The 26,371-nt window shown below is 67.4% G+C and carries 29 protein-coding genes and 1 pseudogene; 16 read left to right on the top strand and 14 right to left on the bottom strand.

The window, feature by feature from the left end; translation table 11 throughout:
- Positions 1–6: 6 nt before the first annotated feature.
- Positions 7–1,527, bottom strand: coding sequence for an aldehyde dehydrogenase (gene adh, locus ASE31_RS18175; RefSeq protein WP_057203211.1), 1,521 nt, complete (start codon positions 1,525–1,527; stop codon positions 7–9).
- A 355-nt stretch (positions 1,528–1,882) separates the two neighbouring features.
- Between adh and ASE31_RS18170 the strand changes: the two genes are divergently transcribed.
- Positions 1,883–3,226 carry a protein kinase gene (locus tag ASE31_RS18170; RefSeq protein WP_057203279.1) on the top strand — a complete coding sequence of 448 codons (1,344 nt, stop codon included), beginning with the start codon at positions 1,883–1,885 and terminating at the stop codon, positions 3,224–3,226.
- A gap of 40 nt (positions 3,227–3,266) precedes the next feature.
- Here the strand turns inward: ASE31_RS18170 and ASE31_RS18165 are convergent, their stop codons facing one another.
- Positions 3,267–3,713 (bottom strand): VOC family protein, encoded by a 447-nt coding sequence (locus tag ASE31_RS18165; RefSeq protein WP_057203210.1) that lies wholly within the window; start codon positions 3,711–3,713, stop codon positions 3,267–3,269.
- 92 nt (positions 3,714–3,805) lie between these two features.
- Here ASE31_RS18165 and ASE31_RS18160 point away from each other — a divergent pair, with 92 nt between their 5' ends.
- Complete coding sequence (locus ASE31_RS18160; protein ID WP_057203209.1) at positions 3,806–4,438, top strand: TetR/AcrR family transcriptional regulator; 633 nt, start codon at positions 3,806–3,808, stop codon at positions 4,436–4,438.
- A gap of 27 nt (positions 4,439–4,465) precedes the next feature.
- Here the strand turns inward: ASE31_RS18160 and ASE31_RS18155 are convergent, their stop codons facing one another.
- A complete protein-coding gene (locus tag ASE31_RS18155) occupies positions 4,466–4,810 on the bottom strand; it encodes an EAL domain-containing protein (RefSeq protein WP_255357688.1) in 345 nt (114 codons plus the stop codon).
- On the opposite strand from ASE31_RS18155, the pseudogene ASE31_RS33145 reads away from it, so the two are divergent.
- The 5 genes and pseudogenes from ASE31_RS33145 to ASE31_RS18135 form a co-directional block, all read left to right on the top strand.
- Positions 4,808–5,180 (top strand): annotated as a pseudogene (locus ASE31_RS33145) (DNA adenine methylase); the annotation flags it as partial. The gene ASE31_RS18155 and the pseudogene ASE31_RS33145 sit on opposite strands and share 3 nt — an antisense overlap.
- Positions 5,181–5,200: 20 nt before the next feature.
- The gene (locus ASE31_RS31740) at positions 5,201–5,932 is read left to right on the top strand and encodes a hypothetical protein (RefSeq protein ID WP_157412543.1); all 732 of its coding nucleotides are present in this window, start codon (positions 5,201–5,203) and stop codon (positions 5,930–5,932) included.
- A gap of 185 nt (positions 5,933–6,117) precedes the next feature.
- Complete coding sequence (locus tag ASE31_RS18145) at positions 6,118–6,618, top strand: hypothetical protein (protein WP_057203206.1); 501 nt, start codon at positions 6,118–6,120, stop codon at positions 6,616–6,618.
- A gap of 37 nt (positions 6,619–6,655) precedes the next feature.
- Entirely contained in the window at positions 6,656–7,279 is a 624-nt protein-coding gene (locus tag ASE31_RS18140; protein WP_057203205.1) for a superoxide dismutase, read from the top strand.
- Positions 7,280–7,333: 54 nt separating this feature from the next.
- Positions 7,334–8,272: a ZIP family metal transporter gene (locus tag ASE31_RS18135; RefSeq protein WP_235514593.1), complete on the top strand. Its 939-nt coding sequence runs from the start codon at positions 7,334–7,336 to the stop codon at positions 8,270–8,272.
- 60 nt (positions 8,273–8,332) lie between these two features.
- On the opposite strand, the gene ASE31_RS18130 is transcribed toward ASE31_RS18135, so the two are convergent.
- Positions 8,333–9,229: an NmrA family NAD(P)-binding protein gene (locus ASE31_RS18130; RefSeq protein WP_057203277.1), complete on the bottom strand. Its 897-nt coding sequence runs from the start codon at positions 9,227–9,229 to the stop codon at positions 8,333–8,335.
- 120 nt (positions 9,230–9,349) lie between these two features.
- Here ASE31_RS18130 and ASE31_RS18125 point away from each other — a divergent pair, with 120 nt between their 5' ends.
- A complete protein-coding gene (locus ASE31_RS18125) occupies positions 9,350–10,315 on the top strand; it encodes an AraC family transcriptional regulator (RefSeq protein ID WP_057203204.1) in 966 nt (321 codons plus the stop codon).
- Here the strand turns inward: ASE31_RS18125 and ASE31_RS18120 are convergent.
- The gene (locus tag ASE31_RS18120) at positions 10,312–11,541 is read right to left on the bottom strand and encodes a nucleoside recognition domain-containing protein (protein WP_057203203.1); all 1,230 of its coding nucleotides are present in this window, start codon (positions 11,539–11,541) and stop codon (positions 10,312–10,314) included. The genes ASE31_RS18125 and ASE31_RS18120 overlap by 4 nt on opposite strands.
- 220 nt (positions 11,542–11,761) lie before the next feature.
- Between ASE31_RS18120 and ASE31_RS18115 the strand changes: the two genes are divergently transcribed.
- The 5 genes from ASE31_RS18115 (at position 11,762) to ASE31_RS18095 (ending at position 15,599) form a co-directional block, all read left to right on the top strand.
- Entirely contained in the window at positions 11,762–12,475 is a 714-nt protein-coding gene (locus tag ASE31_RS18115) for a YebC/PmpR family DNA-binding transcriptional regulator (RefSeq protein WP_057203202.1), read from the top strand.
- Positions 12,476–12,691: 216 nt separating this feature from the next.
- A complete protein-coding gene (locus tag ASE31_RS18110) occupies positions 12,692–12,976 on the top strand; it encodes a DnaJ domain-containing protein (protein ID WP_057203201.1) in 285 nt (94 codons plus the stop codon).
- A complete protein-coding gene (locus ASE31_RS18105; RefSeq protein WP_057203200.1) occupies positions 12,973–13,548 on the top strand; it encodes a hypothetical protein in 576 nt (191 codons plus the stop codon). Before ASE31_RS18110 ends, ASE31_RS18105 begins: the two co-directional genes overlap by 4 nt.
- Positions 13,549–13,550: 2 nt before the next feature.
- Entirely contained in the window at positions 13,551–14,306 is a 756-nt protein-coding gene (locus ASE31_RS18100) for a hypothetical protein (protein ID WP_057203199.1), read from the top strand.
- A gap of 6 nt (positions 14,307–14,312) precedes the next feature.
- Positions 14,313–15,599, top strand: a complete 1,287-nt coding sequence (locus ASE31_RS18095) for a hypothetical protein (protein ID WP_057203198.1) — start codon at positions 14,313–14,315, stop codon at positions 15,597–15,599.
- 27 nt (positions 15,600–15,626) lie between these two features.
- Here ASE31_RS18095 and ASE31_RS18090 read toward each other — a convergent pair whose 3' ends face one another.
- Together ASE31_RS18090 and ASE31_RS31735 are read right to left on the bottom strand one after the other, a co-directional pair.
- Positions 15,627–16,412, bottom strand: a complete 786-nt coding sequence (locus ASE31_RS18090; protein WP_057203197.1) for a hypothetical protein — start codon at positions 16,410–16,412, stop codon at positions 15,627–15,629.
- Positions 16,413–16,438: 26 nt separating this feature from the next.
- Entirely contained in the window at positions 16,439–16,615 is a 177-nt protein-coding gene (locus tag ASE31_RS31735; RefSeq protein WP_157412542.1) for a hypothetical protein, read from the bottom strand.
- Positions 16,616–17,136: 521 nt separating this feature from the next.
- On the opposite strand from ASE31_RS31735, the gene ASE31_RS18085 reads away from it, so the two are divergent.
- Together ASE31_RS18085 and ASE31_RS18080 are read left to right on the top strand one after the other, a co-directional pair.
- A complete protein-coding gene (locus ASE31_RS18085; protein WP_235514591.1) occupies positions 17,137–18,231 on the top strand; it encodes a GGDEF domain-containing protein in 1,095 nt (364 codons plus the stop codon).
- A gap of 195 nt (positions 18,232–18,426) precedes the next feature.
- A complete protein-coding gene (locus ASE31_RS18080) occupies positions 18,427–18,765 on the top strand; it encodes a multidrug efflux SMR transporter (protein WP_057203276.1) in 339 nt (112 codons plus the stop codon).
- On the opposite strand, the gene ASE31_RS18075 is transcribed toward ASE31_RS18080, so the two are convergent.
- Entirely contained in the window at positions 18,766–20,040 is a 1,275-nt protein-coding gene (locus tag ASE31_RS18075; RefSeq protein ID WP_057203195.1) for an amidohydrolase family protein, read from the bottom strand.
- Positions 20,041–20,209: 169 nt separating this feature from the next.
- Here ASE31_RS18075 and ASE31_RS18070 point away from each other — a divergent pair, with 169 nt between their 5' ends.
- Positions 20,210–20,605 (top strand): VOC family protein, encoded by a 396-nt coding sequence (locus tag ASE31_RS18070; protein WP_057203194.1) that lies wholly within the window; start codon positions 20,210–20,212, stop codon positions 20,603–20,605.
- Here the strand turns inward: ASE31_RS18070 and ASE31_RS18065 are convergent, their stop codons facing one another.
- From ASE31_RS18065 to ASE31_RS18040, 6 genes are read right to left on the bottom strand one after another with little or no spacing between them, the layout of a single operon-like run.
- Entirely contained in the window at positions 20,606–21,322 is a 717-nt protein-coding gene (locus ASE31_RS18065; protein WP_057203193.1) for a helix-turn-helix domain-containing protein, read from the bottom strand.
- Position 21,323: 1 nt separating this feature from the next.
- The gene (locus tag ASE31_RS18060; RefSeq protein WP_057203192.1) at positions 21,324–21,770 is read right to left on the bottom strand and encodes a hypothetical protein; all 447 of its coding nucleotides are present in this window, start codon (positions 21,768–21,770) and stop codon (positions 21,324–21,326) included.
- Positions 21,767–22,690, bottom strand: a complete 924-nt coding sequence (locus ASE31_RS18055; RefSeq protein ID WP_057203191.1) for an ABC transporter permease — start codon at positions 22,688–22,690, stop codon at positions 21,767–21,769. Before ASE31_RS18055 ends, ASE31_RS18060 begins: the two co-directional genes overlap by 4 nt.
- Positions 22,687–23,748 carry an ABC transporter permease gene (locus tag ASE31_RS18050; RefSeq protein WP_057203190.1) on the bottom strand — a complete coding sequence of 354 codons (1,062 nt, stop codon included), beginning with the start codon at positions 23,746–23,748 and terminating at the stop codon, positions 22,687–22,689. Before ASE31_RS18050 ends, ASE31_RS18055 begins: the two co-directional genes overlap by 4 nt.
- Positions 23,749–23,764: 16 nt before the next feature.
- Positions 23,765–25,315, bottom strand: coding sequence for an ABC transporter ATP-binding protein (locus ASE31_RS18045; RefSeq protein WP_057203275.1), 1,551 nt, complete (start codon positions 25,313–25,315; stop codon positions 23,765–23,767).
- A gap of 14 nt (positions 25,316–25,329) precedes the next feature.
- Positions 25,330–26,280, bottom strand: a complete 951-nt coding sequence (locus ASE31_RS18040) for a 5'-methylthioadenosine/S-adenosylhomocysteine nucleosidase (RefSeq protein ID WP_082604229.1) — start codon at positions 26,278–26,280, stop codon at positions 25,330–25,332.
- Positions 26,281–26,371: the final 91 nt, after the last annotated feature.

Genomic DNA, 26,371 nt, shown 5'->3' with positions numbered 1-26,371 from the left:
GCGGGTTCAAAAAAAGCCCAGGGGCGCCTGCGTGTAGCTCACCAGCAGGTTCTTGGTCTGCTGGTAGTGGTCCAGCATCATCTTGTGGTTCTCGCGGCCGATGCCCGACTGCTTGTAGCCGCCGAAGGCCGCGTGGGCCGGGTACTGGTGGTAGCAGTTGGTCCACACGCGCCCGGCCTGGATGCCCCGGCCCATGCGGAAGGCGCGGCTGCCGTCGCGGCTCCACACCCCGGCGCCCAGGCCATACAGCGTGTCGTTGGCGATCTCCAGCGCCTCTTCCTCGGTCTTGAAGGTGGTGACCGACAGCACGGGGCCGAAGATCTCCTCCTGGAAGATGCGCATCTTGTTGTGGCCCTTGAACACCGTGGGCTTTATGTAGTAGCCGCCGGCCAGGTCGCCTGCGAGGTGGTTGCGCTCGCCGCCGATCAGGCACTGCGCGCCTTCCTGCTTGCCCAGGTCCAGGTAGGAGAGGATCTTTTCGAGCTGCTCCTGCGAGGCCTGCGCGCCGATCATGGTGGTTTTGTCGAGCGGGTGGCCCTGCTTGATGGCGGCCACGCGCTTCAATGCGCGCTCCATGAAGCGCTCGTAGATCGATTCCTGGATCAGTGCGCGGCTCGGGCAGGTGCAGACCTCGCCCTGGTTCAGCGCGAACATCGCAAAGCCTTCGAGCGCTTTGTCGAAGAAGCCGTCGTCGGCGTCCATCACGTCCTCAAAGAACACATTGGGGCTCTTGCCGCCCAGCTCCAGCGTCACGGGGATGATGTTCTGGCTGGCGTACTGCATGATCAGTCGGCCCGTCGTCGTCTCGCCCGTGAAGGCGATCTTGGCGATGCGCGGGCTGCTGGCCAGCGGCTTGCCGGCTTCCAGGCCGAAGCCGTTGACCACGTTGAGCACGCCGGGCGGCAGCAGGTCGCCAACGATCTCCAGCAGCACCAGGATGGAGGCGGGCGTCTGCTCCGCAGGCTTCAGCACCACGCAGTTGCCGGCGGCCAGGGCCGGGGCCAGCTTCCACACCGCCATCAGGATCGGGAAGTTCCAGGGGATGATCTGCCCCACCACGCCCAGCGGCTCGTGGAAGTGGTAGGCCATGGTGTCGTGGTCGATCTCGCTGATGCCGCCTTCCTGCGCACGGATGCAGCCCGCAAAGTAGCGGAAGTGGTCGATGGCCAGCGGAATGTCGGCGGCCATGGTCTCGCGCAGCGGCTTGCCGTTGTCGATGGTCTCGGCCACGGCAATGGTCAGCAGGTTGGCCTCCATGCGGTCGGCGATTTTCAGCAGGATGTTGGCGCGGTCCGTGGTCGAGGTCTTGCCCCAGGCGGTCTTGGCCTTGTGCGCGGCGTCGAGTGCGGCGTTGATGTCCTTGTCGTTCGAGCGCGGGATGGCCGTGAACACCTGGCCGTTGATGGGCGAGCTGTTCTCGAAATACTGCCCGTCGATGGGGGCCACCCACTGGCCGCCGATGTAGTTGCCGTACTGCTTCTTGTAGGGGTTGGCGATGCCGAGGCTCGCGATTTCTGCCATGTTCATGTGCTTGTCTCCTGCGGTGGTTGGGATGTGCCAGGCGCCGTTGCCGGAGCCTGTACCCCTGCAGAGCGCAATGCCCGTGCCAGCGGCACGCGGGGCAGGGTGCGGTGGTCGGCGAAGGCGCACCAACCCAATGCCCATGCGGCTTGCGCCCCCATCGGCGGGCGTGTGCCGGCAGCGGCTGGCGCGCCATGCCGGTGTGCCATGGCACACCCGTTGTTCCACAACGGAACAGTGCAGGTGGCACAGCCCCGCACACATGGCAGTCGCTTGCGTGCGAAATGCCCGCCTTAGAGCCCGGGGCGTGGTTGCGGGCCGCTGGTTTTGCCACAATGAGGCCATCGCCACCCGGATGCCCATGACCGCTACCCCCACCACCATTCCCGCCACCATCGGCAAGTACCGCATCGAGCGCGAGCTCGGGCGCGGTGCCAGCGGCATCGTGTACCTGGGGCTCGACGGGTTCCGCGGCAAGCGCGTGGCCATCAAGCAGATGCATGCCCACCTGCTGGCCCAGCCCGACCAGGCCGAGCGCTACCGCCGCCTGCTGCGCAACGAGGCGGCCATGTCCGGCCGGCTCAAGCATCCCCACATCGTGCGCTTGCTCGACGCCGACGAGGACGCCGCCCAGCCCTACCTGGTGCTCGAATACGTGGACGGCCAGCCCCTGGCGGCCCATGCCCGGGCCGATGCGCTGCTGCCCGTGCCCCAGGTGCTGGACATCGCCTTCAAGTGCTGCAATGCGCTCGAATACGCCTATCGCGAAGGCCTGGTACACCGCGACATCAAGCCCGCCAACCTGATGCTGGCCGCCAACGGCGACGTCAAGCTCACCGACTTCGGCGCCGCGCTGTCGCTGCGCAGCGATGCCACGCAGCTCTCGGGCATGGTGGGCTCGCCGTCCTACATGTCGCCCGAGCAGGTGCGCGAGGAAGACCTCACGCACCACAGCGACATGTTCTCGCTGGCCATCGTGGTGTATGAGTTGCTCACGGGCCGCCGCCCGTTCGACGGCGAGACCGACTTCGCCACGCTGTACAAGATCAGCCACGAAGAACCCACGCCCCCGAGCCTGCTGCGCGCCTCGCTGCCTGGGCATGTGGACGCGGTGCTGCTGCGCGCCATGGCCAAGAAGCCGGCCGACCGCTTTGCCACCTGGGGCGACTTTGCCCAGGCGCTGCTTGACGCCCACCGCGACCTGCCGCGCCAGCGCTCGCAGGACACCGAGGCCGAGCGCTTTGGCCGCCTGCGCGAGCTGCCCTTCTTTGCCGATTTTCACGACGTGGCGCTGTGGGAGCTGATGCGCCTGGGCAACTGGCGCCGGCTGGAGCAGGGCACCGTGCTCATGCGCGAAGGGCAGCCCGGCGACTCGTTCTGCATCCTCATCGAAGGCCAGGTGACCGTGAGCCGCCAGGGCTGGACATTGAGCACCCTGGGTGCGGGCGTGACCCTGGGCGAGATGACCTACCTGCGCCCCGACAACCGCCAGCGCACCGCCACCGCCGTGGCCGAGACCGAGGTGCTGGTGCTCAAGATCCGCAACCCCGCGCTGCGCGAGGCGTCCGAAGACCTGCAGTCGCGCTTCGACAAGGCCTTCATCAAGCTGCTGGTGGGCCGGCTGATCGCCGCCAACGAGCAGATCGCCGAATGGGACATGGTGGCTGGCCAGGTGTTTGCACCCGAAGGGCCTGACGGCAACTGAACGGGTTGCTCGCGGGCGAGACCGCTGGGTGCCCCTGAAGTCACTTCACATAGTCATCCCAGAAGCCAGGCGCAGGCTCGGCCTGCTCCACGATGTCGAGCACCAGGCCCGAGGGGTCGCGCACCTGAAAGCGCACCTGGCCCCAGGGCTCGTGCTGCACGGCGTAGGCGATCTCCACGCCGGCCGCACGCAGGCGGGCTTCTTCGCGTCGGGCATCTTCCACCTGCAGGGTGAGCAGCAGGCCCTGGCCGCTGAAGACCTCGGGGCCCGGCGGGCGCGAAGGGTGGTCGGGCGCCATGAAAGTGATCGAGGTGGTGCCGCCCTCGGTGCTGCCGCGCGACAGCAGCACGAACCACGAGGCCTCGAACACCACTTCGAAGCCCAGATGCTGCACGAAGAAGTCGCGCGAGGCCTGCACGGTGGAGGTGGTGACCAGGGGGTAGGCCGAGGTCAGTTGCGAAAGGGTGGCGGGGGAGGGGGTTGGCATGGGGCTCCTGTGGCGAGGATGGGATGACCGCAGATGTCAATCGGGTACATACTGTCTGTATGTTCAATAAAATATAGATACGTACAGTCTGTATGTCAATAGGAAAATCCAGTTCCAGGCCCGCTGCGGGCAACCGGCGGCTGGAGCAGGGCGCCCAATCACGCACCCGGCTCATCGCAGCGGCGCGCGCGCTGTTCGAGCGGGATGGCTATGCCGCCACCTCCACCGAGGCGCTGCTGGTGGCCACAGGCCTCACGCGCGGCGCGCTGTACCACCACTTTCGCGACAAGAAAGACCTGTTCGTCGCGGTCTGCGAGGCCGTGCATGCCGAGCTCAGTGCCGCCATCGACGGGGCGACCGACGGCCAGGTCGATCCTGCAGACCAACTGATGGCAGGCGCGCTGGCCTGGATCGACGCCGTATCCCACCCCGGCCCGCGCCAGGTGCTGCTGATCGACGGCCCCTCGGTGCTGGGTGCCCAGGCCTGGGCAGAGCTCGATGCTCGCCATGGCTACCAGCAGCTGCATGCCGTGGTCACGGAGATCCTGGCACCCACGGGCCTGTCTGCCCTGGAAGTGGATGCCTGCGCCTCGGCCCTGAATGGCGCCATCAACGAGCTGGCGCGCTGGCTTGCGCGCCACCCGGCCGATGGGCACCCGGGCGCACGCGATGCGACCATCGCTGCGCTGCAGCGGGTGTGCGCCAGCGTGCTGCCGCCAGCATAGAAGAGCGGAAAGGGCGCCTGAGCCGAGCTATCGACCCGCCTGGGCCTTGAGCCCCGCCAGCAGCTCGGCCAGCGGCATGGCCTTGGCAAACAGCCAGCCCTGCGCATGGCGCACGCCGCGCTCGCGCAGGAAGTCGGCCTGGAACTGGGTTTCCACGCCCTCGGCGATCAAGTCCAGCTCCAGCTTCTGCGCCATCTCGATGATGTGCGTGGTGACCGGGCTGATGGCCGCCTGCGCGCCAATGCTGGCGATGAAGATGCGGTCGATCTTGAGCGTGTCGATGTCGATGGATTCGAGCATGGACAGGCTCGAATAGCCGGTGCCGAAGTCGTCCATGGCGATCGATGCGCCGATCTGCCGGCCCGCCTGCAGCGCGAGGGCATCGCCACAACCGGTCCCAGTGTCACCTGCTGCGCATCGAGGAGAACCCTAGCGCCGCCCAACTTCGCCTCGCCAACGGCGTCTACAGCAACTCGACTTGGCCGCCTGCGTCGACGTTGGGCTACGGTGTCCGGCGCCCCAGTGAGCAGTATGAGCTGATCGCGGCCAAGCTCAACACACCAAGGGCAAGGCCGAAATCAACATCACCGACCATCCAGCCATCCGCGAGCGCTTCGCGGCATACGACATGGAGGAGCTGCGCATCGACTACACCTTGGGTGGCGGCGCCAACCGGGTGGAGCGCGGCGAGTTGGTCATATACAGTTGGTACCGCTTGGGCGAGCCTGCGGGCCTGTTCTGACCAACGAGCGAGGAGGAGCGATGAAACAAGGCCTTTGCAAGCTATGCCTCAAAGAGGGCATGCTTCAAAACAGTCATATTTTTCCGAAGGCGGTGGTGAAACCCCTTCGCGGTGAAAAAGGACACTTGCTGCAAGTCCACGGGAAGGGGCGGTATGGCGTGGAACCGCTTCAGGACGGTCTGAAGGAGGAATTGCTGTGCAGTGCATGTGAAACGCTTTGCAATGACAGGTACGAAAAGCCTTTCAGAAATGCTTGGAAACACTTCCGACCAAAGGCGCCCTGGACATCTGGCCGGATGATCCAAGCGAAGGTGGATTACTCAACCTTCAAGCTGATTCATCTACTGAATTTGTTTCGAGCCGGCATAAGTGGCTTGCCAGAGTTAGCAGGCGTAAAGCTGGGACCGCATGAGAATGTCTTGCGGCAAATGATTCTGACTGGAGATCCTGGCGAGCCGCAGCAATACGCCGTCGCCGGTCTCGTCCTCTTTAGCCTGCAAGACGGCACCCTTTTTCAGGCGAACGGTTACCCGAAGCGCGATGTCAGAGGGGGCAGGACGTCCTACAGCATGATCTATCTAAACACCGAATGGATAGTGCTCATCTCGGAGGGAGGCGCTGAAAAGGCGAGGCGCTTGGCCATTCAACGGGATGGCGCCTTGATCCTCACTGGACAACCTTGGCAGTTGCACCCTGTCCACGACGAGATGATGAGCAGGACTTTGGGCAAAGCGCCGTTCCCTTCCCCGTAATTCCCTCTCGTTGGCTTTAATTCACGAGAACACCATTTATCACGCGCGAAGTGTGTGACTCTGCGCGGCGCGCTTCAGCCCCAAAGACCCCTCACTAGACAATACGAATGAGAATGCATATCATTTAATTGCCTGAGTACGCTACGCCCCGTCCACCGCAAAAGGCTCCCACCAGGAGCATTGCCATGGACCCGCGTACCGCATCCATTTCTTCCAACGCAGCCGCTGCCCGGGACGCCCTGGCGCCCGAGCCCGCCACGCTGGCCCATTGGGAGCGCACGCTGCAGCGCGCCAATGCGGCGCTGCGCATGGACCAGCCCGTGATGGCGCTGGCCTACCAGCAGCAGGCGCTGGTCATTGCCCTGCGCATCGCCCAGGTCCCCCCGGCCGGCCGCGAGGACGACTGCATTGCCGCCCTGGTGGTCTCGCACCTGAACCTGGCCGACCTGCAGGTCGAGGCCGGCGCACTGGAGGAATGCACGCAACTGCTGTGCAGCGTGCACGCCACGCTGCTGGGCCTGATGGCCGATGGCAGCCGGGGCACTGCGTTGCAGCAGGCCGCGTGGCGCCACAGCCGTGAAACCCACGCCGCCTTGGTGCGCCATGTGCAGGCGCATGGCGCGCACCCCGACATCACCGCCGTGCTGGCCGCTGCTTCGGGCGTGCTGCAGGGCGCGGCCCACTGAGTTTTTTCTTCTTCTTCCCCACCCCTGAAAGGAACCCATGCCCTATTCGCTGCCCGCCTTGCCCTATGCCTACGATGCGCTGGAACCCCACATCGATGCCCGCACGATGGAGATCCACCACACCAAGCACCACCAGACCTACATCAACAACCTGAACGCAGCGCTGGAAGGCACGCCCCATGCCGGCCTGCCGATCGATGAGCTGGTGGCCGGCCTGGTGCAACTGCCCGAGAACCTGCAGGGACCCGTGCGCAACAACGGCGGCGGCCATGCCAACCACAGCCTGTTCTGGACCGTGATGTCCCCCACAGGCGGCGGCGTGCCGCAGGGCGAGCTGGCGGCGGCCATTGCCACCGAGCTGGGTGGCTTCGACGCGTTCAAGGAGGCCTTCACCAAGGCGGCGCTCACGCGCTTTGGCAGCGGCTGGGCCTGGCTGTCGGTGACCAGCGCCGGCAAGCTGGTGGTGGAGAGCTCGGGCAACCAGGACAGCCCGCTGATGGCCGGCCTGCCGTCGGGCAACACCCCCATCCTGGGCGTGGACGTGTGGGAACACGCCTACTACCTGCAGTACCAAAATCGCCGCCCCGAGTACATCGCGGCGTTCTATAACGTGGTGGACTGGGCCGAGGTGGCCCGCCGCTACGCCTTGGCGCGCGGCTGAGCCGACCGGCACTGCGCCTTGCACCCTGACCAGATGCCTCCCGGAGCCGACACCATGCCCGTTGTTCCCCCGCCATCCCCCGACCACGCCGCGCTGCCGGCCGGCCTGACCCCGGCTGCCCGCCAGCAGCCTTTGCACTGGCGCCAGTGGCTGGGGCTGGCCATCGTGGTGACCGGGGGCGTGGTCGGCACCTGGCAGATCTGGCAGTGGATTGCGGGCCAGCCGGTGGTGCTGTCGGCCCTGCTGGGCGGCAGCGCTGCCGCCCTGGCCACGGCCCTGGGCACCTTGCCGGTGATGCTGTCGCAGCGCATTTCCGAGCGCACGCAGGACACCATGTTCGGCTTTGGCGCCGGGGTGATGCTCGCGGCCTGCTCGTTCTCGCTCATCATCCCGGGCATCAATGCCTCGCGCGCCGCCGGGGCAGGGGCCTGGGAGGCGGGTGGCACCATGGGTGCCGCCATCCTGCTGGGTGCGCTGGTGCTGCTGTTGATGGAGCGCCTGCTGCCGCACGAGCACTTCATCAAGGGCGTGGAGGGCCAGACCTCGCGCACCTTGCGACGTACCTGGCTCTTCGTGTTCGCCATCGCGCTGCACAACCTGCCCGAGGGCCTGGCCATCGGCGTGGGCTATGCGAGTGGCGACGCCATGCGTGCCAGCGCATTGACCACCGGCATCGCCATCCAGGACGTGCCCGAGGGCCTGGTCGTGGCCGTGGCGCTGCTGGCCGCTGGCTACAAGCGCTGGCTGGCGGTGGGGCTGGGCATGGCCTCGGGCCTCGTGGAGCCCATCGGCGCGGTGGCCGGAGCCGCCGTGGTCAGCTACTCGGTGAGCCTGCTGCCCTGGGGCCTGGGCTTTGCTGCCGGCGCCATGCTGTTCGTGATCAGCCACGAGATCATCCCTGAGTCGCACCGCAAGGGGCACGAGGCCTGGGCGACCGGCGGGCTGATGCTGGGCTTTGTGATCATGATGGTGCTGGATACGGCGTTGGGCTAACCCCGGGAAAGACATCTCCATCGACCACGGCAAGGAACATTGCCGTGGCCTTTGTGCTTTTCAGTGCAGGGCCTCGTACACTTCCTTGAGCGCCGGGGCCAGGGATTGCAGCGGGGTGGCGGTGGTGTTGCGCGCGCTGCGCCCTTCCAGCGAGCGCACGCGTCCCTCGTTCAGGCCGCGCGCCATCTCGGTGAGTAATCGGGCCAGGTCCGGCGCAATGCCGGCTGCGGCCATGCCTTGGGCGGCGTCGTCATAGGGCAGTTGCTGGTAGGCCAGCGCCGGCTGGCCGATCACCCCGCCCACGAAGGCTGCAAGCTGGTCGTGGCTCAGGTCCCCGGGCCCCAGCAGCTCGCGCACGCTGTGGCCGGTCCAGTTGCGCTGGTCCAGGGCCCCGGTGGCCGCATGGGCAACGTCGCGCGTGGCGATCATGGGGATAGGCAGGCCGGGCGCGAAGGCATCGGCCAGGCTGCCGCCGTACTTCACGCGGGGAAGCAGGTTGAACAGGCCTTCGAAGAACATGGCCGGGCGCAGCATCAGCACATGGCTTTGCTGCAGCGTGCGCAGGCGCTGCTCCTGCTCGTACAGGCTGGTCAGTACACCGGTGCCAGTGGGCTGGTCTGCGCCCAGGCTGCTGAGCGCCACCACATGGGGCACGCGGGCTGCCTGCAATGCCTCCACCATGGCCCAGCCTTGCGCGCGCTGCAGTTCCATGAAGCCGGGGGCCGTGGGGTCGAAGGGCATCATGGCGTACACGGCGTCGGCGCCTTCGAAGGCGCGGGTCAGGTAGGCCGGGTCGGCGCAGTCGCCCACGATCACCTGCGCACCCTGCTGGCGCAAGGCGTCGAGCCGCTCGGCCGAGCGGCCCATGGCGCGCACGCGGTGGCCCAGCGCGAGGAGGTTGCGGGCGATCACGCTGCCCGTGTGGCCGGTGGCACCCATTACTGCGATGTCTGACATGTGGAACTCCAAGGGGTTGTTGAACAAACAGGCGTCCAGTGTCTTGGGGAGTGGCAGGCATGCCAATGATGAAAGGTCGGTGTTTATTGATCATTCGTCCAGACCGGCTTAGGATGTGGCATGGATATCCAGGTTGAAGCCGCCTCTGCCGCCACCGACCCGCTGGGCCGGGCCCTGCACCTGTTGCGCATGACGGGCGTGATCTATTGCTACTCGTACCTGCACCCGCCGCTGGGCATCGCGCTGCCGCCGATTCCGGGTTGCCTGATGTTCCATGCCATCACGGCCGGTGAATGCTGGCTGCGTGTGCCGGGCACCGAGCCCGTGCTGCTGCGTGCGGGCGATTTCGCGCTGGTGCCGCGCGGCGAAGGGCATGACCTGCTGTCCACCGCCACGTCACGGGCCGATGCCTTCTTCGACCTGCCGCGCGTGCAGCTCGGTGGCCGCTTCGAAATCATGCGCCATGGTGAAGGCACCGTGCCTGTCTCGCTGGTCTGCGGCGCGGTGCGCTTCGACGACGTGCTGGCTCGCCGCCTGGTGCATGCGCTGCCGCGCCAGATCGTGCTGAGCGGCCAGGCGCTCTCGCCATCGAACTGGCTCTCGCCCATCCTGGCCCTGCTGCAGGACGAGGTGCAGCACCTCAAACCCGGCGGCGAGGCCGTGGCCACACGCCTGGCCGACGTGCTGGTGCTGCAGGCCATCCGCACCTGGCTGCAGAACGACCCGGGCGCGCGCACCGGCTGGCTGGGCGCCCTGCAGGATGCTCAGCTTGGCCCGGCCCTGGTGCTCATGCACGAACAGCCTGGGAACCCGTGGACCCTGGCCTCGCTGGCCAGCGCCGTAGCCATGTCGCGCTCTGCCTTTGCCGCGCGCTTCGCGGCATCGGTGGGCATGCCGGTGATGCAGTACCTGACCCTGTGGCGCATGGCGCTGGCCCAGTCGCGCCTGCAGGAGGGCCAGGTGCGACTGGCCGAACTGGCCGACAGCCTGGGCTACCAGTCGGAGGCGGCATTCAGCCGGGCGTACAAGCGCTGGTCGGGGCGGTCGCCGGGGAGTGAAAGGCGGGTGGATGCAGTGGCGCTTTAGCCAAAAAACCAGTAGCAGACAGCAATCGCTGCGATGACCCCGGCCAGCTCCGCCAGCAGCGCACACGCCACCGCATGCCGTGCACGCTGTATGCCCACCGCGCCGAAGTACACCGCCAGCACATAGAAAGTGGTTTCGGTGCTGCCCTGGATGATGGCGGCTGCGCGCGCGGCGAAGCTGTCCACGCCCTGGGTCTGCATGGTCTCGATCAGCATGGCGCGGGCGGCGCTGCCCGAGAAGGGCTTGACCAGGGCCGTGGGCAGGGCGTCCACAAAGCGCGTGTCGGCGCCGACCGCCTCCACGCACCAGCGGATCGCGTCGAGCACATAGCCCAGCGCGCCCGAGGCGCGGAACACGCCCACCGCGCAGAGCATGGCCACCAGGTAGGGCAGCAGGCCCTTGGCCACCTCGAAGCCCTCGCGCGCACCCTCGATGAAAGCCTCGTAAACAGCCACCTTGCGCCAGGCGCCCAGCACCACGAACAGCACCACCAGCGAGAACAGCGTGAGGTTGCCCAGCAGCGACGACAGGCTGGCCAGCGCCGCCGCGCTCAGGGTGGTCAGCAGGGCCATGAAGCCGCCCAGCACCAGCGCCACGGGCAGCAGGTAGGCCAGCACCACGGGGTGCCACAGCGGCAGCCGCTGCACGATGGCGACCGTCACGAGCCCGACCAGGGTGGAGGCGGAGGTGGCCAGCAGGATGGGCAGAAACACCAGCGTCGGGTCTGGCGCGCCCTGCTGCATGCGGTACATGAAGATGGTCACCGGCAGCAAGGTGAGCGAGGATGCGTTGAGCACCAGGAACAGGACCTGCGCGTTGGTGGCGGTATCGGGCCGGGGGTTGAGCTCTTGCAGCGAGCGCATGGCTTTCAGGCCCATGGGCGTGGCCGCGTTGTCCAGCCCCAGGGCGTTGGCGGCAAAGTTCAGCGTGATCAGCCCCAGCGACGGGTGGCCGCGCGGCACCTCGGGCATGAGCTTGGCGAACAGCGGCGCCAGCCAGCGGGCGAGGGCGTCGACGATGCCGGCCTTTTCGGCAATGCGCAAAAAGCCCAGCCACAGCGTGAGCGTGCCGAACAGCAGCACCATCACCTCGACCGACAGCTTGGCCATGGCGAACAGTGCCTCGACCATGGCGCCGAAGATCTGCGCATTGCCGCCCACCAGCCACTGGGCGAAGGCCGCCACGGCAGCAATGATGAAAAAACCCAGCCACAGGGTGTTGAGCATCCGGTCTCCACGAAGATTGCAGGCTCCGAGATTACCCCGGCAGGGGCATGCACAAATACCTGCGGGCCGATGGTGTGACAGTGGTACCCTACAGGGTTCGGCTGGGTTGTGTCCTGCGGCTTTTTTACAACGCCCTGCGGCCCCCGATCCCAGCCCTTGACCTCCATTTGGGCGCCTTGGCGCGCCAACAACCAATACACCACCTAGGAAGAGATCCAACATGGGCGCGCAGTGGAAAGCAAAAGGCAAGGCACAGGTCGCTGATGCCAAGGGCAAGCTGTTTGGCAAGCTGGTCAAGGAAATCATGGTCGCTGCCCGCGGCGGTGCCGACCCGGCCGGCAATGCACGCCTGCGCCTCGTGGTCGAGCAGGCCCGCAAGGTCTCCATGCCCAAGGAAACGCTGGAGCGCGCCATCAAGAAGGGCTCGGGCACGGGCGCCGACGCGGTCAACTACGAACACGTGATCTATGAGGGCTTTGCCCCCCACCAGGTTGCGGTGATGGTCGAGTGCCTGACCGACAACGTCAACCGCACCGCGCCCGAGATGCGCGTGCTGTTCCGCAAGGGCCAACTGGGTACCTCCGGCTCGGTGGCCTGGGACTTCAACCATGTGGGCATGATCGAAGCCGAGCCCGCCAGCGCCGGTGCCGACCCCGAACTGGCCGCCATCGAGGCCGGTGCGCAGGACTTTGAAGCCGGCGACGAAGAAGGCACCACCACCTTCTGGACCGACCCGACCGATCTGGACCTGGTGAGCCGCGCGTTGCCGGCCCAGGGCTTCACGGTGCTGTCGGCCAAGCTGGGCTACAAGCCCAAGAACCCGGTGAACCCCGCCAACCTCACTGCAGAACAGCTGGAAGAGGTGGAAACCTTTCTTGCCGCCATCGACTCCAACGACGACGTGCAGAACGTTTACGTGAGCCTGGGTGGTTAAAAGGCTGGTGGCTGCGAGGCTAGGAGCGTGCGCGGCAGAAGGAGCATCGGCTGCAACGCTCGACAAACCGGTCTCGCCGGGTATCACTTCCTGCGCCCAGGGGTCCACCCTGGGCTTGTCGGTGCTACCCAGCGATCCTCGGTTTTCGAGCGTTTCGCTTCGATGCCTTCTTCCGCTCACGCTCCTAGCGCCTGGCCGCAGCAACCCTTCAAATCCATGACCGCAGACCACTACGCTGCCCTTGGGCTGGCGGCCAACGCCTCGCTCGCCGACATCAAGAAGGCCTACCGCCAGAAGGCGGCCTTCTACCACCCGGACCGCAACCCGGCGCCCGATGCTGCGCAGCGCTTCCAGTTGGTGCAGAAGGCCTACGACGTGCTGTCCGACGACGAAGCCCGCCAGGCCTACGACGACAACCGCCGCCGCAACCTGCTGGACGACCCGCTGCAGACCGCCCAGGAAATCTGGCACACCTATACCCAAGGCATTCTTCCTTCGTGAAACTCTCTCCTTATTTTTATGACCTGCGTTCGGCCTACCAGGCCGAGCTCGATGACCTGACCCAGGATTCCGAAGGCAAGGACGTGCTGCGCAAGCGGCTCACGCAAAAGCGCAGCGAAATCGCCTTTCTCGTGCAGATGATGGAGCTGGCACCCGAGATGGTGGCCGTGGTCTTCCACCAGGGCTTTCGCTTTGCGCGGCCTGCCGCGCTGGAGAGCCTGATCGGCCGGGGCGCTGACGACCTGCCGGCCTGGGGCACCCTGGCCGATGGCGCCGTGCTGCTCGAACCCTGGGCCGCCAGCCTGGCCAAGACGGTGCTGGCCGAACCCGGTGGCGAGCGCTTCATGGCCGTGGCAGCGGGCCTCGAATACCTGCAGGTGCATTCGCGCCTGGCGCCTGCGGCCCAGCATGCCGAAGCCGAGGAAGAGGGCGACGATGAAGATGCCGCCGAGCACGACGACGATTACGACAACCTGAGCGCCGACGACGCCGCCGACCCGCACAACGCCCGCTCCCGCGACGAGGCCAGCGACAACTGGCTGTCCGACGTAGGCTTTGACCGCAAGGACTGACCATGAGCAACAACCACCTGGCCCTGATCACCAAGACCACCAGCCTCATCGCCGCAGGCGACATCGTGGGCGCCGAGTCGGCGCTGGCCGAGCTGGCCGACACCGATGGCGACAACGCCCTGATGGTGGTGCTGGACCAGCTTGCGCCCAAGGACATCCTGGCCGTGATGCGCGAGTACGACGACTCCAAGGCCTCGGTGGTCAACCTGCTGGTCACGCCCGAGCAGTTTGCGCGCGCCATGGTGCTCGAAAAGCAGTACAAGGACCTTACCCACACGCACCTGCGCAACATGGTCAACGCCGTGGTGTTCCGCGACGATGCCGACCCGGTGGCCTTCCTCACCGCCATTGGCGACCTGGAGGGCGGCAGCGAGGCCCTGGCCAACTACTTTGCCGAAAAGTGGAGCCGCATCGAGGCCTTTGCCCGCACCGGCACTTTCGACGCGGTGGAAGACTACGGCCCCACGCTGACCGACGACGAACTGCTGGCCTCGGGCTATGTGCAGCCGCGCATCGACCAGGATGAGGTGGCCGACCGCGACTGGATGCAGATGGCCTGGCTGCTGCGCTACGAGTGCCGCGACCTGTTCATCGAAACCCTGCTGGTGCTGCGCGCCAAGGCCCGTGCCTTCGACCTGGGCCTGGAGGAGGGCGACGAGGCGGCGGAAGAGGACGACGGCAAGTTCGAGACCAGCGAGACCGACCGCGGCAAGGCCACGCCCGCTGCGCGCGCTTCCGACGAGGAATCGGCGATTTAAGCGACCATGACCGCGCACGATACATCTCCTGCCATCGATCCGCCTGCAGCCGCCAACGCGCTGCAACTGCACGATGCGCGCCCGTTCTTTGAAAAGGCCCTGGCCCACGGCGTGGCGCACGGCATCATCGACGCGGCGAAGTTGGCGGCAATGAACACCGACGCCCCCAAGGGCATGGTGCAGATCGCACGCTACTTCGGCAGCGAGTTCCTGCGCCCGGAGCTGGAAAAGGCCCGTGACCGCATGGTCAACCTGATCAGCCTGTTCCTCCTGGACACCACGGATGGCGACCTGCAGAAGGCGGCGGTATCGCTGCGCGACAACTCCTTCCTGTCGCGCTCCAAGGGCGGCTCGGACATGCTCAAGCGCCTGATCGCCATGCCCGAGAGCAGCAACTTCGGCATGGGCGGCTATGCCGACGCCGAAACGCCGCTGCTGGCCGTGTGGTCCCTGCGCAGCCATGCCGACTACCGCGCCGAGCTGGCGCGCCGCAGCCAGATCGCAGCGGCCATCAGCGCCGCCCGGTGGATGGCCGAGCAGTACGACCTGGACGACGATGCGCTCGAAGAGTCGGGCGCCGACGCCGAGGCCGTGGTCCGCGCCGGCCTGCTGCTGCAGGCCCTGGCCCCCAAGGTAGGTGATTGGCCCAACGCCGTGGTGTTCGAAAAAATCGCGACCGCCCACCGCAAGAAGAAGACCACGGCCGACCAGGTCCGGCTGTCGCTGCCGCCCGGCCTGCCTGCCGACCTGCGGGACGTGGTGCAGGCCCAGCACGCCAGCGTGCTGGCCGACCTGCCCAAGCTGCTGGACGCCGCCACGCCGCTGCGCAACCTGCTGCGTGCCACCAGCAGTTTTCGCGCGCGCTACTTTCTGCTCGACGACCCGCTGGCCGAGGTGGACGACTACCACCGCAACCTGGCCGATCTGGACGAGGAGGGCGATGCGCCCCAGCCCGCCAGCAAGACCTGGACGAAGACGGTGCAGGGCAACGAGGACGAGCCCAGCCTGCTCACCCTGTTCCTGTGCCTGGCCACCGCCACGCCCAAGAAGACGGTGTTGACCGAAAAGACCGCCGCCAGCCTGGTGCGCAAGCTGCGCAAGAGCGGCTGGCAGCCCGCGCTGGCCGCGGATTTCATCCGCGCCAATGCGCCTGGTGCACGCCAGGCCGACTATGTGGACCTGTGGAACAGCTTCGTGCAGGAGTCGCAGGCCACGCTGCTGAGCGACATGGACTACCAGATGCACGATGCCCTGGCGCTGCTGCGCCGGGAGTGCAACGTGGTGGCGGGCTGACGGCTGGCGGGCCGCCCGGCCTGTCGCCTATTGCTGAAAGTCCGACAGGACCACCGTTTCGGCGCCCGCCGGGTTCTTGCCCAGATGGAAGGCGGCGCTGCTTCCCGACAGGTTCTTTCCGCTGGTCTGGGTGTAGATGACCCGGTAGCGGCCTGCGTCCAGCCGTTCGGTGCTGTAGCCGTGCCTGGGCTCCAGGTAGATCTGCCTCAGCGGAACGCATGGATCGGCGTCGGCCGCGCACAGGCGTGCCCAGAGGCCTTCATCCCCGGGGTTGCGCAGCAGCAGGATGGCACTGCCGCCATAGGCCAGGTAGGGCTGGTCGGGCAGGGTGTCGCTGGAGCTCGGCCATTCGCCCCGGGCATTGCGAGGCGACTTGCCGTAGGGGTAGGGCAAGGTGTGCTTGACGCGGGGCTTGGCTGGTTGCCTGGTTGCATTGTGCTGGTAGGCCGGGCTTTCACGGCGCTCTGGAGGCGAGCCCCATACCGCGTAGCCGATGAGAACGTAGACCAGCGACGCGACGGCCACGAAGCCCATGGCGCCGTAGGTGGTCGGGTTGAACAGGGATTTGCCCGGGCGGCTGAATCGGTCCATCAGGTCGCCCACCGCATCGCGGCCGGTCACGAAATACGCCACCCAGCACAGCGCAGCGATCCCCCAGATGGTGCCCAGCACCCAGGGCCGTGCCAGCTCCTGGTAGAGGCCCATGAGGATGATCTTGGGTATCGGGAGGATCAGGTCCGTCAGGGCGGCTTCGGCCCTGGTGGCGTCGCTGAAAGTCAACGCGGCAATGAAGGCGGTCGCGTGTCTGCGCATGGCGGCGGTCTCCTTGTGGCAGGCCTTCAGCCCACGCGGCTTTCTTGCCTGAGCACCACGCTCATCCACGGCTCCCAGTTCGCGCTGCCCTGGGCCTGCAGCGACCAGGTGCCCGACATCACGCTGCCATCGCCGCTGAAAGCGCCGCGAAAGCGTGCTCCGTCGCTGTGCAGTGCCGTCGGGATGCTGTGATCGATGGCCAAGGCGGGGTTCTCCCGGTGGGTTGGAGCGCTACTGCGCGAACAATTGGTCCAGCATGCGTTGCGGGTCCATGAGGAAATCAAGGGTCACCGGTAGTGCTCGGTGTCCTGGTAGGCGATCTCCTCGATTCCGTCTTTGCCGCAGTGGAAGGATGGTCGCGTCAGGATGGGCGATGAGGATGGGCGAGTGCGTGGCGATCATGGTGAAGGCGCGTGGCTGCAGGGCGGGGCGTGGTGCGCAGCCATTTCTCTGGATGCGGGCTGGCACAGGTGTTTGTTTTCAGCAAACCTGCAGCAACACAGTCAGACACCGGTCATGGCGCAAGGGTAACATTGGGGCCCCATCGGCATTCCATCACTGATTGTTGCTCGACCAACGCGCGCGCCCGAAAACCGCCAGCCTTTAACCCTCAGTGCACAGTCCCACACTCGTCATCCTCGCTGCCATCCTGTCTGCACTGGTCACCGCCGTGCTGTTTGCGATGTGGCACTTCAACAGGAATATCCCGGGCCTGAGGCTGTGGATGCTGTCTTATTTTTTTGCCTTCGTGTTCGGCGTGGGCTTGCTGGCGCGCGGGCAGTTGCCCGAGGTGGTGTCGGTGGTGCTCTCGCAGGGGTCGGTGTCACTGGCGGCCTACCTGTGCCTGCTGGGCGCCCGTGCCTATATGGGGCGGCGTACGGTGTGGCATGGATATGCGGCAGTGGCCATAGGGGCGCTGGTGCTGCTTGCGGTCTATTTCACCGTGGTGCGACCGCATCTGGGCATGCGCTTCGTCTTTGCGGGCCTGGGGGCCGGGGTGTTCTTCCTGCTGACGGCCCGCACGCTGGCCCATGGGGGCATCGGGCTGGTGCCTGCCCGCTACATGTTCGCGGCGGCTGCCGGGGGGCATGGCCTGTTCCTGCTGCTGCGACCGCTGCTGTTCACCCTGGGAGACGGCCCGATGGACGGGCCGCTGAACGCGACCGTGGTGGCCCAGATCTCGCAGTTCGTGGTGCTGGAGTCCCTGGTGGCGCTGCTGCTGCTTGCCTTTGGCACGCTGATGCTGGCCAATGAATTCATCACCAGCGAACTGCGGCACCTGGCCGAGGTGGACCCGCTGACCAATGTGTTCAACCGCCGGGCCTTTCTGACCCTGCTGGACAAGGCCATGAGCCATGCCCAGCGCACGGCGGGGGGCGGGCCCCCCGTGCTGGTGATCGATCTGGACCACTTCAAGAAGGTCAACGACACCTGGGGCCACCAATGCGGCGACGAGGTGCTGCGCCACTTCGTGCTGCTGGCCAACCGCTGCCTGCGCCGTGAAGACGTGCTGGGCCGACTGGGAGGAGAAGAGTTCGCCATCGTGCTGCCGAACGCCGGCTACGAGGGAGCCTGCATCGTGGCCGAGCGCCTGTGCGCCATGGTCGCCGCACAGCCGATGCCCACAGCCCGGGGGCCGATTGCACTGACGGTGAGCATCGGAGTCACCCTGTGCACTGCGGGTGACACGCCTGATGCAGCACTGCAGCGTGCCGACGAGGCCATGTACCTGGCCAAGAAGCGCGGGCGCAACCGGGTGGAGGTGGTGCAGGCGCCCGAGAGGGCGGTGGCGGCAGCCAATGCCGTGCCCGCTCTCTGAGCATCGGTGGCACTGCGGGGGATGTGCCGGCCACGGCCCCCTCTGTCACAGGCACCTGCGCGAAGCCGTGTAGACTCACCGCCGCTCGTTCTTCTCATTCCTTTCGGGTACCGCTTTCCTGTCGTCTGTCTGTTCGCTCCGCTCGGTACAAGCGGCTGGCGGGCATATGGAGTGCCTATGGCGTTGGCGTATCTGTTGGAAGCAAAACCCCTGGCCTGGCTGTTGCTGGCGGCCAGTGTCACCTCTGAAGTGGCTGGTACCGTGGCGCTCAGGCAATCGGATGGCTTGTCCCGCGTGGCGCCCTCGGTGGCCGCTGGGGCCTGCTACGTGCTGGCGGTGTGGTGGATGTCACTGGCCATGAAGCACATCGGCATGGGCACCACCTATGCGGTGTGGGCAGGCAGCGGACTGGCGTTGACGGCGCTGCTGGGGATGGCGCTGTTTGGTGAGCCGCTCTCGGGCATTCGGTTCGCCGGACTGGTGCTGGTGGTGGCCGGGGTGGTTACGCTCAGCCTGGCTGGCCCAGCGCACTGATCACTCCGCCAGAAACCCCACGCTGTCCGGCCTGCCGGGCAGGGCCAGGCGGGCCACGGGTGCGGGGCTGCTGGCGATCTTCTGGCCACGCCGGTACACCGCCAGGCGGGCAGACCGCAGGCGGATGGCCTCGACGGGGTTGCGCGCGTGCAGCAGCACGAAGTCGGCATGGCAGCCGACGGCAAGGCCGTAGCCTTCCAGGCCCAGCAGTTTTGCGGGATTGGTGGTCACCGCCTCGAAGCACTGGCGCATCGCCGCCTGGCTGGTCATCTGGGCCACGTGCAGGCCCATGTGGGCGGCTTCGAGCATGTCGGCGCTGCCGCCGCCGTACCAGGGGTCCATCACGCAGTCGTGCCCAAAGGCCACGGTGAGGCCGGCGGCCATCAGTTCGGGCACGCGCGTCATGCCGCGGCGCTTGGGGTAGGTGTCGTGCCGGCCCTGCAGGGTGATGTTGATCAGCGGGTTGGCCACCACGCCCAGTTGCGCCTCGGCCATCAGCGGAATGAGCTTGCTCACGTAGTAGTTGTCCATGCTGTGCATCGACGTGAGGTGCGAGCCCGCCACGCGGCCGTGCAGGCCCAGGCGGTGGGTTTCATGCGCCAGGGTTTCCACATGGCGCGAGAGCGGGTCGTCCGACTCGTCGCAGTGCATGTCCACCCGCTTGCCCAGGCTGGCTGCCAGCTCGCACAGAATTCTCACGCTCTCGGCCCCCTGGGCCATGGTGCGCTCGAAATGGGGGATGCCGCCCACCACGTCCACGCCCAGGTCAAGCGCGCGCTTGAGGTTGTCGAGCCCGCCTGCGGAGCGCAGCACGCCGTCCTGCGGAAAGGCCACCAGCTGCAGGTTGAGGTAGGGCGCCACGCGCTGCTTCACGTCGAGCAGCGCGCGCACCGGCAGCAGGCTCGGTTCGCTGGTGTCCACATGCGAGCGGATCGCCAGCAGCCCCTGGGCCACGGCCCAGTCGCAGTACTGCAGCGCGCGCTGCACGATGGCTTCGTGCGTGAGCTGCGGCTTGAGCTCACCCCACAGCGCAATGCCTTCGAGCAGGGTGCCGCTCTGGTTCACGCGCGGCTGGCCGTAGCTCAGCGTGGAATCCATGTGGAAATGTGCGTCCACGAAGGGCGGGCTCAGCAGCAGGCCGCCGGCGTCCAGCGTCTCGTTCGCCGGTGCCTGCAGGCCTTCGGTCACTTCGGTGATGCGCCCGTCCTGCACGGCAACGGACATGTTGCTGCGGCCGTCGGGCAGGGCGGCGTTGTGGATGAGCAGATCGAGCATGGGCGGGTGATGGTGAGTGGGGGCGGTATTTGCCAGTGTAGAGGGTGCTTCAGGTTGCCGTTGGCGGCAGGGCCCATGTGCTGGTGCGGATTTGTCGGGTTTGTTCAAGACCGGGGGCCTGGGCGGCCCTAAGCTTGTCCAAGACCGTTCTTCTTGAAGGAATTCTTCCATGCAATTTGGCTACACCATTCTCTACGTCGAAGACGTGCCCCGCACCATTGCCTTCTACGAGGCCGCCTTTGGGCTCAAGCGCCGCTTCGTGCACGAGGCCGGGGATTTTGGCGAACTAGACACGGGTGCCACGGCGCTGGCCTTCTCGTCGCTGCGCCTGATGACCGAATTGGGCAAGAACCCGCAGCGGGCCTCGGCCGGCGCACCGAGCTTCGAGATCGCATTCACCACAGCGGACGTGGCCGCCGCGGTGGAGCGTGCCGTGGCCGCCGGAGCCCGCCTGGTACAGGCGCCCGAGCAGATGCCCTGGGGCCAGACGGTGGCCTATGTGGCCGACATCAACGATGCGCTGGTGGAACTGTGTACGCCCATGGGGCCGCCGCCTGCGGATTGATTACCCATAGCCCGCCTGCGCGACCGTGGCCAGCAGCGCCGGGGACTGGCGCAGCCGCATGGGTGTGGCGCCCAGCCAGCGCAGGCAGTCGCGGCTGAAATGGGCCTGGTCGGCATAGCCATGGTCTGCTGCAATGGCGACCAGGGGCGCATGGGTGCCCAGTGCCTGGGCCGCGCGGCGAACGCGGGCCAGCGCCCGCCAAAAGCGCGGCGGCTGACCCGTGGCCTGCAGGGCCATGCGCTCCAGGCTGCGTTCCGATACGCCGAGCGACTTGGCCGCCTGGCCCACGGATGGGGCATGGGCCAGGGTGTGCAGGGCCTCCTGGGCACGCAAGTCCAGGTGCACATGGGTGTCGATGGCCTCCAGGACCGCAGTTTCCAGCGCCGTATCGACGCAGGGGGGCGCAGCGCTGGCGCGCGCGTGCTCCTGCGCCTGCTGCCACAGGGCCTGCGCGGCGGACAGCAGTGGCGTGTGCTGGATGCTCACACCTGGCTGCAGGCGGTACCCCAGCCACAGCTCGCCCGCACGGCCGGGCACTTGCAGGGCCGTACTGCCCAACGGGGAGATATGCCAGCCGCATGCGCCCTGGGCATCGATGTGCAGGATGAGGTCGCTGCAGCCATCGGGCAGCACCGTGGTAGGGCTGTCGTCGGTGGTGGTGTGCTGCCAGCGGGCCAGGACGGCAGAGGGCAGGGCCAGTGTGGGGTGTTCGATCACATCACCGCCTGGGGGTGGGCGTGTAGCGGTAGACGCCAGGCCGGTGGCCGGCCGCGATGGTGATGCTGCGCAGCCTGTCTTCGTGCCCCGAGCGGGCCTGCGCGGTAATGCGGATGCCGGTGCGCGTGCTGCGGCAGGCGATGCGGGTCAGGGTGATTTCCGCATGGTCGTTGTTGAGCTCGGCGATGCTCCGGGTGTGTACCGCCTGCAGCGTGCCGTTGTCGTCACGCTGCATCCACTGCAGGTACAGAAACGACTGCGCGTACTGCGAGCCATGCACGATGCGGTAGACCCCCTCGTTCTTGCGCGTGGGCCATTGGCCGCAGACCTGCACCCAGTCCACCGCGTCGGCGGTGGCAAAGCGTTCGTAGGGCACATCCATGCCCAGGGCAAGGGCGGGCGCGCCGCAGACCAGTGCCAGCGCTGCCAGGCATCGCGCCGCGCTCACCGTTCGCCCTTGCGGTAGGGCTTCATCAGCGCCTGCGGGTAGGCCGCCTTGCGGGCCATCAGCACCAGCGCCAGGATGGACAGCAGGTAGGGCAGCATCAGGTAGAACTGGTAGGGCAGCCAGGCATCGCCGGCCTGCTGCAGGCGCAGCTGCAATGCATCGAAAAAGGCGAACAGCAGGGCGCCCAGCAGTGCCTTGCCGGGCCGCCACGAGGCAAACACCACCAGTGCCACGCAGATCCAGCCGCGCCCGTTGACCATGTTGAAGAAGAAGGCGTTGAACGCCGACAGCGTGAGGAAGGAGCCCGCCACCCCCATCAGCGCCGAGCCCGCCACGATGGCGCCCGTGCGCGTGGCCGCGACCGACAGGCCCTGGCCTTCGGCCGCCTGCGGGTTCTCGCCCACCATGCGCACGGCCAGGCCCAGCGGGGTGCGCATGAGCACCCAGGCCAGTATGGGCACCAGGGCCAGCGCCAGCAGCGTGAGCGGCGTCTGCGCCGAGAGAATGGGCACACCCAGCCATTCCATCGGCGCAAACGGCTCGATGGTGGGCGGCGTGTTCACCTTGGGAAAGCTCACCCGGTAGCCGTAGTAGCTGAGCGCCGTGGCCAGCAGCGTGATGCCCAGGCCCGAGACATGCTGCGACAGCGCCAGCCCCACGGTGAGCCAGGCATGCAAGAGCCCGAATACCGCGCCCGTGAGCGCCGCCACCAGCACCCCGGTCCACAGGCCGTAGCCGGCATACACCGCGAGCCAGCCCGTGAAGGCGCCCGCGACCATGATGCCCTCAATGCCCAGGTTGAGCACGCCGGCACGCTCGCACAGCAGCACACCGAGCGTGCCCAGGATGAGCGGCGTGGCCACGCGCAAGGTGGCGATCCAGAAGGCCGGGTTGGCCAGGATGTCGAGCAGCTCGGTCATTTCCACTTCACCCGGTACTGCGTGAGCAGGGTGGCCACCAGCACCGCGATCAGCGAGGTAGCCACGATCACGTCGGCGATGTAGGTGGGCACGCCCACCGCGCGGCTCATGCTGTCGGCCCCCACCAGCACGCCAGCCACGAAGGTGCCCGCCGCGATCACGCCCAAAGGGTGCAGCCCGGCCAGCATGGCGATGACGATGCCGCTGTAGCCATAGCCCGGTGACATGTCGAGCGTGACGTAGCCCGTGCGGCCCGCCACCTCGATGGCGCCGGCCAACCCCGCCAGCCCGCCCGAGAGCAGGGCCACCAGCACGACGGTGCGGGTGATGGGCACGCCCGCGAACGCCGCCGCGCGCGCATTGGCGCCCGCCGCACGGATGTCGAAGCCCGGAACCGTACGCCGCAAAATGGCCCAGAGCATGAGCGCAAGGCCGATGGCCCACAGCAGCCCCGTGTGCAGGCGCGTCTGCGGCACCAGTTTGGACAGCTCCATGTCACCCTGCAGCGCCACGCTCTGCGGCCAGCCCATGGAGAGCGGGTCCTTCATGGGCCCATCGAGCAGGGCCGAAACCAGCAGCAGGGCGATGAAATTGAGCAGCAGCGTGGTCACCACCTCGTCCACCCCCAGGCGCGACTTCATCAGTGCCGGGCCCAGCAGCAGCAAGGCCCCGGCCAGGGCCGCTGCCAGCATCATGAGGGGGAACAGCAGCCAAGTCGACCATTCCAGCCCCGTGCCGCCATGCAGGCCGCCCACAGCCACGGCGGCCAGCGCGCCCGCGTAGAGCTGCCCCTCGGCCCCGATGTTGAACAGCCGCGCACGGAAGGCCACGGCGGCCGCCAGCCCGGTCAGGATCAGCGGCGTGGCGCGCGTCAGCGTCTCGGTCAGGGCAAACACCGAGCCGAAGGCGCCTTGTACCAGCAGCCCGTAGGTGCGGCCTACGGGCGCACCGGCCCACAGCACCAGCAGGCCGCTGATGAGCAGGGTGAACGCCACCGCACCCACCGGCGCCGCCACGTAGGCGGCGGGGGAGATATGGTTGCGCTTTTCGAGTCTCATGGGCAGATGGAAAGGGTCAGGGGGCAGAGCCGGCCATGGCCAGCCCGATGGCCTCGCGTGTCCAGCCCTCGGCGGGCCGCGCTTCGCTCAGGTGCCCCTCGTGCATCACCGCCACGCGGTCACCCAGGGCCAGCACTTCGTCGAGGTCGTCCGAGATCAGCAGCACGGCCGCACCCCCGTCGCGCGCGTTGATGAGCTGCTGCTGCACGAAGGTGACGGCGCCGATGTCCAGGCCCCAGGTGGGCTGGTGCGCCACGATGAGGCGCGGGGCGGGTGCGCTTTGGTGGGCGTCATACGGCGGCAGCAGGGCGCGGCCCAGGATGAGCTTTTGCATGTTGCCGCCCGAGAGCGCGCGGGCCGGGGTGTCGGGCCCGCCGCCGCGCACGTCGAAGGTCTCGGCCACGCGCTGGGCGTGCTGGCGCGCAGCGCCGCGCTTGACCCAGAAGGCCCGGAACCAGGGGTAGGCGAACCAGTGGCTGCGCAGGCGTTCGGACACGGCGTTCTCCCACACCGGCAGGTCACCCACCACGCCCACGGCATGGCGGTCCTCGGGGATGCGGGCCACGCCCTGGTCCACCACCCAGGCGGGCTTGGCCTGCAGCGGTGCACCCAGCAGCGTGACCTGGCCGGTGCTGGCAGCGCGCACGCCACACAGCACATCGGCCAGCGCCACCTGGCCATTGCCCGAGACACCGGCAATGGCGACGATCTCGCCCGCATTCAGGGTGAGCGACACGCGCTGCAGCCGGTCGCGGCCGGTGGCCTCCGTGGAGACGTCGGCCAGCGTGCACACCGGCGCGCCCACGCTTTTGGCGGGCCTGCGTTCGCTGGCCTCGATGGCATGGCCCACCATCCACTGCGCGAGTTGCCCTTGCGTGGTGCCCTGTGCGGGCGCCTCGGCCACGAGCTTGCCCTGGCGCAGCACGGCCACGCGGTGCGATACGCGCAGCACCTCAGCGAGCTTGTGGCTGATGAAGATGATGGACAGGCCCTGGGCCACCATCTGCGACAGGGTGTGGAACAGGGCCTCGCTCTCCTGCGGGGTGAGCACCGCAGTGGGTTCGTCGAGGATCAGGATGCGCGCGCCGCGGTACAGGGCTTTGAGGATCTCCACCCGCTGGCGTTCGCCCACCGAGAGGCTGCCCACCCGCGCGTCGGGCTGCACGGGGAGGCCGAAGCGGGCGGACACGGCCAGCAGCTTCTCGCGTGCGGCGCTGCGGCGCGAGAAGGGCTGCCACAGCGGCTCGCTGCCCAGCAGCACGTTGTCCAGCACGGTGAGGTTGTCGGCCAGCGTGAAATGCTGGTGCACCATGCCGATGCCGGCGGCCAGCGCGGCGCGCGGCTGGCCCGGGGGCAGGGGCTTGCCGAAGACTTCGATGCTGCCCTCGTCCGCCACATAGTGGCCGAACAGAATGGACATCAGCGTGGACTTGCCCGCGCCGTTCTCGCCCAGCAGGGCCAGCACCTCCCCACGCCCCAGCGTGAGGACGATGCCGTCATTGGCCACCAGCTTGCCGAAGCGCTTGGTGATGCCGGTGAGGCGAAGAACGGTTTCAGCAGGCTCCATGGACATGGATCGGGCTACTTCCAGGCGGCCAGGAAGGCCTGCAGAACCTTGGCCGAATTGGCGGCCGCCAGGTGCATGAAGGTGTCCATCTCGTTGGCGCCATCGCCGCCGCCCGCCAGGTCGCTCAGCGAGCGGAAGGCGATGTAGGGCACGCCGTTGCTGTGCGCCACCATGGCGGTGGCGGCGGTCTCCATGTCGAGCACATTCGCCTCGAAGGTCTTGAACGCGTATTCGCGGAAGGCCTTGTTGTCCACGAAGGCCTGGCCCGACACGCCATTGCCGCCCACCACCATGCGCGGGCGCTCCTTCAGGCAGTGGCTGGCGTGGCAGTGGGCGAGGGGCACGGCGGCCAGGCCATTGGCCACGGCCAGCATGCGCGGGTCGGCCTCGAACCAGAATTTCTGCGTGACTTTTGGGTTGGCAGCCGAGCGCACCTCCACCGGGCGCGGGTGCATCATGCCGAAGGCGGGCAGGGTGAGCTCGGCCTGCATCCAGCCCGGGGCCGTGTACTTGCCCGGCTGGTCTTCGCGCGCCATCAGCCACTCCATGTACTGGCCCCAGCGCGCAGGCACGGTCACGTCGCCGATGTGCAGGCCCGGGTTCACGCCGCCGGCAATGCCGGAAAAGACGATGTGGCTGACGTTGAAACGGTCCAGCACCAGCTGCGTGTTCATGGCCGCATTGGTCATGCTGATGCCCGAGAGGAACACCACCACGGGCTTGCCCTGCAGCGTGCCGGTGGTGAACTCCACGCCGTTGACGCTGTGCCTGGCGGGCTGCTGCACCTGGGGCAGCAGCACCGTGATCTCGGGGGCAAAGGCCGAGATGACGGCGATGCGTGGCGTGCTGTCGAGGCGGGCACTTTGCAGGGCCGGGTTGGAGACGCAGCCCGCCAACGCACCAGCCAGTGCCAGCGCTCCTACCAGGTAGGCGATGCGACGGGGGAGCAAAGAGGTGATCGTCATGGGCGACAGCTTACGGTAGGACCCAATGAAAAAAGCCACCGCGGTGAGGTGGTGGCCCGGATGCTGGTGAAGATGCGTGGGCACCGCCACC

Origin of the sequence: Acidovorax sp. Root217, from assembly GCF_001428645.1 — a bacterium.
In the GTDB taxonomy this organism is placed as follows: domain Bacteria; phylum Pseudomonadota; class Gammaproteobacteria; order Burkholderiales; family Burkholderiaceae_C; genus Acidovorax.
The sequence above is the reverse complement of the archived record's forward strand: the minus strand, read 5'-3'. Positions and strand labels throughout refer to the sequence as shown.